The following is a 2,502-nucleotide window of genomic DNA, read 5'->3' on the forward strand; positions in this document are numbered from 1 at the left end:
CACGTTGTTTGTTTCGTTCAGTTTTCAAAGAACTACTTGGTCGCTCATTTGCGACTTCCTTATGTTAACATCTTCGTTAGTTAATGTCAACTAAGTTTTTTATTTCGTTTGTCGCTTGCGACGTTAATGTCATCGGCGACTTGTTCTATATTACACTTCATTTATATAATCGTCAATACATTATTTTAAAAAACTTTATATTTTATAGAATTCATTTACGTAATCAAATTATCTATTTACGCATTTCTTCTATAGTTATATACAAGCACCCCACAGAACTATCTATAGGGTGCTATTCCATCATAAAAGCTATTATTCTTTTGATGGCACTGAACAACTTCCATCAGTACAAGAAAGATCGCTTCCACCATCTGCTGAAAGTTCCTGTAACTTCGGTGCAGGATTCTCTTCTTCCCAAACTTGCTGGAGTGCACCAACAAAAGTTTCAAGTGGTTGTGCACCTGAAATAGCATACTTTTGATTAATAATAAAATAAGGTACTCCCGAAATTTGATATTGCTGTGCAATTGCTTCATCAACCCTAACATCGTTTGCATACACATTTTTATCATTAATAACATTTAAAGCTTCTTGCTTATCTAAACCTGAAGCTTCAGCAATAGTAGCGAGCGTATCCACATCACTTAAATTTCTCGATTCAGTGAAGTATGCGAAAAGTAGATTTTCCGTAATCTCTTTTTCTTTCCCTTGATCCTTTGCAAACTTCGCCAGACGATGTGCATCAAAAGTGTTCGTCGGCTTCATCTCTTCAAAGTTAAAACTTAAACCCATACTAGCTGCATGATTTCCTAGTTGTACATTATTACGCTTAGCTTCTTCAATACTAATCCCATACTTCGATGCAAGTACTTCATTAATACTTGTTCCAGAGTAAACGGGAGTATTCGGATCTAACTCAAAACTTTTAAACTCAACTTCAACATCCTCCTTATGTGGAAATTGTTCTAAAGCCATCTCTAATCTACGTTTCCCAATATAGCAAAATGGGCATACAAAATCAGACCAAACTTCAATTTTCATATAAACACCTCATTAACATTTAGTTTTCAATCATTGTAGCACTGAGATTAAGGAATTCAAAAGTTTTTGCTCTATCTCCTTCATATAGTACATTCAAAAATACACTTATAACAGAATACCTAATTAACAAAAAAAAAACGATAATCAAAAGGATTAACTATTATCCCTCCAATTATCGTCTATAAAAATGAGCCAATTTTAATTATGCCGGAATGTACTTCCCTACGAAATTCCATACAGTATTCCAATATTTATTTGAATCTACTTTCTCCGCTTCTCCATGTCCCGCACCTGGAACAATTAATTTCTCCTTTTCTACCTTTGCAGCATTATACACCTCATCTAACATTTCAAAAGGAACGAATGTATCAGCATCCCCATGAATGAATAGCATAGGTGTTTTACTTTTCGCTACTTGTTTTACAGCTGAAGCTTCTTCTAAATCATATCCAGCTCTTAATTTTGTAACTGTATTTGCCGCATTCATAACAGGAAACTTCGGCAAGTGGAATAAATCTTTTAGCTGATAAGTAAATTCATCAATAACGGTTGAGTATCCACAATCTTCAATAATAACTTTAACATTAGAAGGTAAATCTTCTCCTGAAGTCATCATTACAGTTGCCCCACCCATTGAAACACCAAATAGAGCTATTTCAGCATTAGGATCTTTCTTTAAGATTTGTTGAATCCAAATCAAAACATCTTTACGATCATGCCAGCCCATACCAACATAATCCCCTTCACTATTTCCGTGCCCACGAAGGTCTGGTGCTATGACATTATAGCCTTGTTCATAAAAGTTACGAATATATTTCGTCATTTCTGATGCTCTACCATTGTATCCATGAACCACAATTGCCCATTTATGACTAGATGATTCATTCATATATTCATAGCCTTTTAAATTCAATTTATCGAAAGAACGTATAGTTAATGTGTTAGGTTTATACTTCGATACGAAGTTCGCATTCTTTTCTTCATTTGTAGCCAATACATCTCCCGATGCATTTACCGTTTCTACTAAATGAGGATTATCTTGCAAAAATTCTTTTTCTTGTTTCGCATTCAACGCGTAGTTATAAAAATAATTCCCAACTAACATATACACGATTACTAGAAGGACTAAGACTACTATAGTAATTATACCTATCCTTTTCATATTATCTCCTTTTCTAACTTAAATCTTCTTATATTAAAGTACATCAAAAAACAACTGTACTATTTTAACACACCGGTGAATCTTATCTTTAAGAAATAAAATAGAAAATCTTAAATTACATATCAAAAATCACGAAAGAAATCGAATAAAACTTATATAGATATGTAATTAACTTTAAAAAAAGTTACAAAACACAAAAAAGACGAGTCATTCTGACTCGTCTTAAAGTTGCTTGGCGACGTCCTACTCTCACAGGGACAAGGTCCCAACTACCATCGGCGCTAGAGAGCTTAACTTCC

The 2,502-nt window shown here is 33.8% G+C and carries 2 protein-coding genes; both read right to left on the minus strand.

Annotation, left to right across the window (positions count from 1 at the left end):
• Positions 1-312: 312 nt before the first annotated feature.
• On the minus strand, positions 313-1,041 hold the full coding sequence (locus MR170_RS30315; RefSeq protein WP_016083750.1) for a DsbA family oxidoreductase: 729 nt from the start codon (positions 1,039-1,041) through the stop codon (positions 313-315).
• Between the two features lie 202 nt (positions 1,042-1,243).
• A complete protein-coding gene (locus MR170_RS30320) occupies positions 1,244-2,203 on the minus strand; it encodes an alpha/beta hydrolase (RefSeq protein ID WP_016083751.1) in 960 nt (319 codons plus the stop codon).
• Between the last annotated feature and the right edge of the window lie 299 nt (positions 2,204-2,502).

It is taken from the genome of Bacillus cereus group sp. BfR-BA-01524, from assembly GCF_022662595.1.
Lineage (GTDB): Bacteria > Bacillota > Bacilli > Bacillales > Bacillaceae_G > Bacillus_A > Bacillus_A thuringiensis_S.